Source organism: Pseudomonas indica NBRC 103045 (genome assembly GCF_002091635.1).
GTDB lineage: Bacteria > Pseudomonadota > Gammaproteobacteria > Pseudomonadales > Pseudomonadaceae > Pseudomonas_M > Pseudomonas_M indica.
In genome coordinates, this window is the sequence record NZ_BDAC01000013.1 from 169,870 (window position 1) to 177,080 (window position 7,211).

A 7,211-nucleotide genomic window follows, 5' to 3' on the forward strand; every position below is an offset into this window, starting at 1 on the left:
ATTTACTCTCACATCTAACATGGTACGGCTGGACTCATCTTTAGTCTGCCTTCAACTACTCCTTGGTGTAGTTATCTAAATAATATTATTGCTGCGGCAATCAACCCGGGCACTTGCTCGTGCACATGGAATTCAAGCGCTTGTGAATCTTGCAGGGTAGTTGCGGATTATGGAGGGCTTAGTGCGCCAGTTAAAGCTGGCGGAGGGTAGTCGATGACAGTTCGATACTGGTAATAAATGGCGAATCAACCAGACCCCGAGTCATGCATGTTGCGCCGTGAGGTTCAGGGTAAAGCGTTGACAGGGGAAACCGATGGGCCAGCCATGGAGCCGCGTAATCACAAATTCGGGATGCCGATGCTGTTAAGCGAAGCAGAAGGCTATACGGAGCATGACGATACCCGAGGCAGGAGCCGTATGCGGTAGTTCCGCACGTACGGATCCGTGCGGGGGGCGGCAGGTAACCGCCGTCCCTACCGCGACCAGTTTTCTGCTGCATCACGATGGCTCGCGGCGACACGTGTTCTCCATGGGCTATGTCGCGCACACGAAGTTTGGTTAAGTCGCAGGCTCGCAGCTTGCTGTCGATGGACGAGTCGAATAGAGCAAGATCCCAGGATCTCTCCGCAATCTGGAGCCTTACACGGATGGCCCATATATCGCTGATCCGGAGCGGGGCTTTCAAGAAAAAAGCACCCTCTCTAATGGATCGAAAGAGTGCTGCGACAGTGACAGACCTGATTACTTAGAAAACATATGACGCACCAAGACTGAGAATGAAAGGATCAACCTCAATTTTAGTAGAAACAGGAACCGGGCCAAGAGTACCTGTGACGTCCGTTTTGAAAGGAATATAACGCACATCTGAATTTAGCATCCATGAGTTACCAAGGTCATATCTAAGGCCAACCTGAAAAGCAGGCGCCCATTTATCCTTAATATCAAACGAACTCAAAGCACCGTCGGTTTTATCAAAAAATAGCACCCGACCAACACCAACCCCAACATATGGATAAAGTCGCTCAAAGCTATCGTAATGATATTGAAGCGAAAGAATTGCAGGGCCGTAATCAACTTCACTGACTCTTCCCAGCGAGGAGATTGATTTCTCACCTTGAAATTTAGCCCTAGCTGGCACCCCAACAAAAAAATCCACCGCTATATTTGAGCTAACAAAATAGGCGATATCAAACGTAAGTGTTGTATCATTACCAATACTTACATCAGCATTTGGCAAAGCCCCCCCTCCAACATTTAGATCGCCAAGCTCCTCACCCACATAGACCTTAGAAAAATTGAAGCTAGCGACCCAGTCACCCTGATTATAGCCAGCAGATTTCGCCGGATAATTTTCATTCGCCCATGCAGTGGCCGCCCCCAAAACAAAATTAGCAACCAACACCGGCATCGCGATTACTTTATAATTAGAAAAACTCATTGTGCTACCCTCGTTTTGTTGTCGACATATTCTTAAATAGAACTGCTAACATGTCACAGAGACTGATATCTAAAAAATCAGTCAAAGCCCATACAGAAAGCTTATTCACAGACAGAAGAACTACTGCGCAATAAAATATCACCATATTTCTCGCGCAAACGATTCTTCAAAATCTTGCCAGTACCATTGCGTGGCAGTTCTTCAACAAAGATAGCGGCATCTGGAATTTGCCATCTAGCCACCTTATCTGCGAAATAATTACATACCTCACCACTTGTTAATTCCGAATTAGGGGATTTAACTGCGATGAGGAGAGGTCGCTCGTCCCATTTTTCGTGCCTTGCAGCTATAACAGCAGCATCAACAATATGAGGGTGCGCAATCGCAATACTCTCCAGCTCTACCGTACTGATCCACTCACCGCCAGACTTTATAATGTCCTTTGCACGATCACAGATTGTCATGAAACCGTCCGAATCTATGGTAGCCACGTCTCCAGTTGAAAACCAACCATCTGAGAGTGTCGAACCAGGATCGCTATGAAAGTAATCTTTAATAACCCAGTGCCCACGCGCCATTAGGTTGCCTTTACTTCGACCATCTTCAGGTAGTCTAATCCCCTCATCATTAACGATTTTTAACTCGACACCGTAAGGCGGGCGCCCTTGGCTTTTGCGCAGTGAAAGCTTTTCATCTGGAGATAAATCTACGTGGTGCGCGAGTGGAGTGTTTGCCGTGCCAAATGGCGAAAGCTCAGTCATACCCCAAGCATGAATAACTTCAACACCATATATATCGTTAAATTCTCTAATCATAGACGCAGGACAGGCCGAACCTCCTACAACAACCCGCGTGAGGCTTTGGCTTTTAGAACCATTACCGGCTTGTGCCGCTAACAACCCCTGCCAAACAACCGGCACCCCAAGAGCAATGCTAACTCCTTCGCTAGCAATCAACTTCGATAAACTAGCGCCATCAAGAGCCGGACCAGGAAGAACTAGCTTCGCACCAACCATTGCAGCGGAATATGGAGTCCCCCATGCATTTACATGAAACATTGGAACTACGGGCAAAATGGTATCTCGCGCAGACAAATTTAGTGTGTCTGGCATTGCGGTGGTCATTGAATGCAAAACTGTCGAGCGGTGTGAATAAAGTACACCCTTCGGGTTGCCCGTAGTACCTGATGTGTAACATAGACTAGACGCCTCATTTTCATCTACATCAGGCCATATATAGTTATCATCACCCTGACCAATTAGATCCTCGTATGCAATCAATCCTGGCATTTGAGCAGATGCATTTGAATTATTATGAGCCATCAAGACAAACGCCTTGACTTTTGGTAACGAACCGCGAATCTCAGCAATGATTGGCAAGAACGTATCATCAAGAAATACTACCTTATCCTCCGCATGGTTTATCACATATGTGATCTGCTCAATGAAAAGCCTCGGATTGATTGTATGGCATACCATTCCTGCGCCAGAGACAGCGTAGTAAACCTCAAGATGACGAATATTGTTCCATGCAATCGTTGCACAACGATCACTAGGCGTAAGACCCATCTTGCCCAATGCAGAAGCGAGCTTACGAGCACGAAGCTCCACTTCTTTCCAACAACTTCTTGTTACTTCTCCAGAGGTTTCGACTGAAACCACCTCTCTCGCACCATGATATCGTGCAGCATGCTCAACAAGCGAACCAATGACCAACTGATTACGCATCATCTGACCTAACATCACGTCGCCTCACATTGATGATTTATGTTCATTAAAAAACCATCTATTGACCATGTTTTTTACATGCAGACAGCTATCATGCCAACTCTAGCTCTGCACCCTCGCGAGCAAACTCAGCGCTAGCCTCTAATGCTTCCACATCAAGATTCCGCATAATTATTTCTGCCGCATTTTCTGCAATCATAATAGTTGGAGCGTTTGTGTTACCCGCGACCAAGTGCGGCATAATTGACGCATCAACGACTCTAATATTTGCCAACCCACGGATCTTCAGGCACGGATCAACAACTGACGCTGGATCTTTACCCATCCTACAAGTACCTACCGGATGGTATATAGTCTCAGCTCGCCTACGAATATCTTCGATTATTTCATCATCAGTTTTAACAGCCTGGCCCGGTACTACTTCATGCTTAAAATGCTTCGCCATCGATGGGGCCTGCAAAATAGCGCGCCCTATCTTAATACCCGCAATCATGGTTTTAATATCTTCATGATCGCTAAGATAGTTCGGGTCAATTAAAGGCGGCTGTAATGGATTGGCGCTTTTTAGGCCAATTCTGCCTCGGCTCTTAGGCAAAAGATCACATATATGTAGCGTATAACCATAACCACCCGCTATTTTTCGACCGTGATCTTTAAGATAAGTTGGAAGGAAATGAAACTGCAAATTGGGCCGATCACGATCAGGAGAACTTTTTACAAAACCACCCGACTCTGCCACGTTACTAGTGAGAAACCCCTCGCGCTTAAACACATATGAAAACAAACCCGAGACACCACGAGGGATGAAAGAAAGAGCAACACCTATCGGCTCTCTCGAATTTGCTGCGCACATCAATGTGATGTCCAAATGATCTTGAAGATTTTTCCCCACCTCAGGAAGATCATGGACTAGAGAAACACCATGTTCCTTAAGCTCGGCTGCAGCCCCAACACCAGAAAGCATTAGAAGGTGAGGCGTGCCGACTGCGCCAAGACTAAGAAGTACTTCACCACCACTCGTTGTCTTGACTTGATGGTGCATATTTTTCTTTATATAAGAAACACCAACCGCCTTACGGTCTTCAAAAAGAATTTTTGATGCATGCGCATCAGTAATGATGTCTAGATTTGGTCTGGAAAGTACACCGTGCAAGAATGCACGCGCCGAGCTCCAGCGTTGTCCATTTTTTTGGGTTACTTGATAGAACCCTACGCCGTCCTGGTACTCGCCGTTGAAATCTCCGTTGAAATTAATATTGGCCTCCATGCCGGCTTGCACGAATGCTTTGCTAAGCGGATTGATATATTTTAAATCACTAACAGCTAATTCTCCGTCAACCCCATGGTGCTCGGACTTATCGAATCGCTGGTTGCATTCAAGCCTTTTGAACAACTCAAGAGCCCGGTACCAACCCCAGTAGCGGCCGGCCGCCTGCTCCCATGCGTGGTAATCGTCTTCATGCCCTCGGATATAGACCATTGCGTTGATTGAGCTTGAACCACCTAACGTTTTTCCTCGTGGCCAGAAAAGGCTCCGGCCGTTGAGATTTTGCTGTGGCGCAGTTTGAAAAGCCCAATTCAACTTTTTACTATTTGAAAGCAAAGCAATACCTAACGGCATATGAATTAGCGGATTCGTATCTCGCGGCCCAGCTTCAAGTAAACAAACTCTTTTAGAGGGGTCGGCCGAAAGACGATTAGCAAGCACACATCCTGCAGATCCAGCACCAACGATTATATAGTCGTACATTTTATCTTCTCGAGGTAATGATTTATCGAAAAAATTACTCAGCTCAAATACTTAACTGTGATACCAATCAACTGCTTCACCTTCTTGGTATAAGGCGGAAACAACCAATGCGTGATTGAGAACTTATCTATAAGAACTGGTTTTTCGTGAGAAAACGCCCTGAACCCGTAAACTCCATGAGCACTGCCGATACCACTATTATTGACACCGCCAAATGGGAGATTAGGGTGCAAAAAGTGCACGACACTCAGATTAACTCCGACCGAACCAGAGCTTGTACGAGCCACGATGTTATTTACAAATTGTTTATCTTCAGAAAAGACATACAGCGCCAGGGGCTTGTCACCGTCATTCACACGCTTAATTACAGAATCTATATCATCGTATTCAATTATAGGAAGTAGCGGCCCGAATATTTCCTCATGGTTAATATCCATAGCAGCAGTGACGTTAGATAAAACCGTTGGCACCACAAGCCTCTCAGTCGCGTCAACTTGACCCCCTTGCAGAATTTTTGCACCTTTAGCTTTCGCGTCAGTCAGGAGTTTATTAATTCGATTGAAATGTTGATCATTGACGATCCTGCAATAGTCTGCCGATCTACGCTGCGCAGCAAAATCCTTCCCATAAACTCGCACAATCTCTTTCACAAGAATTTCATTGAATTTCTGGGCTATACACCGATGAACAAATACGTGATCAGGCGCTATGCACGTCTGGCCGTTGTTTGAAAACTTTCCCCACACTATGTTGCGCGCAGCTTTCGGCAAATTTGCTGTTGGTCCAATAATGGTTGGAGATTTTCCGCCTAACTCCAAAGTAACCGAAGCGAGTGTTTTTGACGCCGCTTCCATCACTAACTTGCCGACCCTAGGACTACCAGTAAAAAAAATATGGTCAAATGGCAGAGCCAACAGCTCCTGGGAAACTGCGGCATCACCCTCCACCACAGCGACTAGGTCGACAGAGAATGCCTCCCTGACTATAGATCCGATCAGTGTTGCAGTGTGTGGTGTCAATTCAGACGGCTTTATAACAACGCTATTTCCTGCCGCTAACGCAGATACAAGAGGACCGAAACTAAGGTTGAATGGATAGTTCCACGGCGCAATTATCAAACAGACACCCTTAGGCTCGTAACGAAGTCCTGCCCGCGTGCCCGCTACACTAAGTGCCGCCCTCACTCGCCGTGGCTTCATCCAATCTTTAAGGTTCCGTTTGGCATGATTAATTTCTTGCAATACCGGAAAGATTTCTGTTAGCTTCACCTCGCTTGCCGGCTTGCGAAAGTCCGCTGCAAGTGCAGCAATAATTTCAGGCTCACGACGCTGAATAGTTTCCTTAAGTAAATTAAGAGCAGCGATGCGCTCTGCTATGCCAAATTTACCACGACGCGCACTACTTGCAACTTTCTGCAAATTAAATACTTCAAGCGCTGAATGGGTATCGGCACTAGAGTTTAACTTGGCTAGGCTAATTGGTATGGTCATTTTTATTTTGTCCTGAATTACCTAGAATGACTTGAAGTTTTAATCTTCACTTTTCCTCGTAGAGCACATAGTCTTCTTTCGTAGCCCCGCAATCCGGACAGCACCAGTCATCAGGAATATCCTCAAAGCGAGTACCTGGAGTAAAACCCTCGGCCTCATCGCCCAACGCCTCATCATATATATGGCCACAAGTAATACATATCCACTTCAAGTATGCTTTCCCGCCTTGGGCATCAGACCTTGGAGGTTGAGTTTTATATAGATCTTGGCCTTTAACGTCGGCACTAGGCAATTTCTCTAAGCTTGTCGGCGCAACCACTGCTTCAGCAGTTAAACTTGTGCCACTAACCTCGGATAAATTTGGCGAAGTATGGGTTGAGGTGACGCCCTTTTCACCTACGCCGCTCTCAATTAACATGAAGTCAAGCTTGTCTCGAACGGCGCAATCGGGGCAGCACCAATCCTCAGGAATAAGGTGCCAAGGCGTACCTGGAGAAAACCCCTCATGCACATTACCCGCACTCTCATCATAAACATAATTACAATCCGGGCATTTATAGCTAGCCATACTCATCACCATGTCAAATTGTTATTTTGCGTTGCGGCAAATTTGCGTTATTTATTTCTCATCTTCTTCCTTGTGGAAGATTTTCTTACAACCTGTGGGGTGCTCGCCTGATCAAGAACTTCAGTCTTAGCCGCACAGCCCTCATTTTTATTTTCTTGATTAAGTGGGATCACTAATTCTGCGGCCAAAACTGCCATTCCAGTTGGAGTAGCATCTGAAATACCACTTTCCGAGTTGG

The 7,211-nt window shown here is 46.0% G+C and carries 6 protein-coding genes and 1 pseudogene; all 7 read right to left on the reverse strand.

All coding sequences use genetic code 11. The annotated features are described in order from the left end of the window. Nucleotides 1-478: 478 nt before the first annotated feature. Nucleotides 479-742: pseudogene (locus PIN01S_RS27175) on the reverse strand (hypothetical protein); the annotation flags it as partial. A gap of 3 nt (nt 743-745) precedes the next feature. Then, nucleotides 746-1,438, reverse strand: coding sequence for an OmpW family protein AlkL (alkL, locus tag PIN01S_RS16710; RefSeq protein WP_032489564.1), 693 nt, complete (start codon nt 1,436-1,438; stop codon nt 746-748). Nucleotides 1,439-1,539: 101 nt separating this feature from the next. Then, nucleotides 1,540-3,180 carry a long-chain fatty acid--CoA ligase gene (locus PIN01S_RS16715; RefSeq protein ID WP_058134802.1) on the reverse strand — a complete coding sequence of 547 codons (1,641 nt, stop codon included), beginning with the start codon at nt 3,178-3,180 and terminating at the stop codon, nt 1,540-1,542. Nucleotides 3,181-3,256: 76 nt separating this feature from the next. Then, nucleotides 3,257-4,915: a GMC family oxidoreductase gene (locus PIN01S_RS16720; protein WP_058134801.1), complete on the reverse strand. Its 1,659-nt coding sequence runs from the start codon at nt 4,913-4,915 to the stop codon at nt 3,257-3,259. A 38-nt stretch (nt 4,916-4,953) separates the two neighbouring features. Continuing rightward, nucleotides 4,954-6,405 carry an aldehyde dehydrogenase family protein gene (locus PIN01S_RS16725; RefSeq protein WP_011920685.1) on the reverse strand — a complete coding sequence of 484 codons (1,452 nt, stop codon included), beginning with the start codon at nt 6,403-6,405 and terminating at the stop codon, nt 4,954-4,956. A gap of 46 nt (nt 6,406-6,451) precedes the next feature. Continuing rightward, a complete protein-coding gene (locus tag PIN01S_RS27470; RefSeq protein WP_032489561.1) occupies nt 6,452-6,973 on the reverse strand; it encodes a rubredoxin in 522 nt (173 codons plus the stop codon). Between the two features lie 47 nt (nt 6,974-7,020). Further along, a partial coding sequence (locus tag PIN01S_RS26960) for a hypothetical protein (protein ID WP_218024717.1) occupies nt 7,021-7,211 on the reverse strand: 191 nt, incomplete at its 5' end.

Excerpts from the sequence above, each read along its gene's own strand:
- alkL (WP_032489564.1), bottom strand. The coding sequence starts at position 1,438 with ATGAGTTTTTCTAATTATAAAGTAATCGCGATGCCGGTGTTGGTTGCT.
- PIN01S_RS16715 (WP_058134802.1), bottom strand. The coding sequence starts at position 3,180 with ATGTTAGGTCAGATGATGCGTAATCAGTTGGTCATTGGTTCGCTTGTT.
- PIN01S_RS16720 (WP_058134801.1), bottom strand. The coding sequence starts at position 4,915 with ATGTACGACTATATAATCGTTGGTGCTGGATCTGCAGGATGTGTGCTT.
- PIN01S_RS16725 (WP_011920685.1), bottom strand. The coding sequence starts at position 6,405 with ATGACCATACCAATTAGCCTAGCCAAGTTAAACTCTAGTGCCGATACC.
- PIN01S_RS27470 (WP_032489561.1), bottom strand. The coding sequence starts at position 6,973 with ATGGCTAGCTATAAATGCCCGGATTGTAATTATGTTTATGATGAGAGT.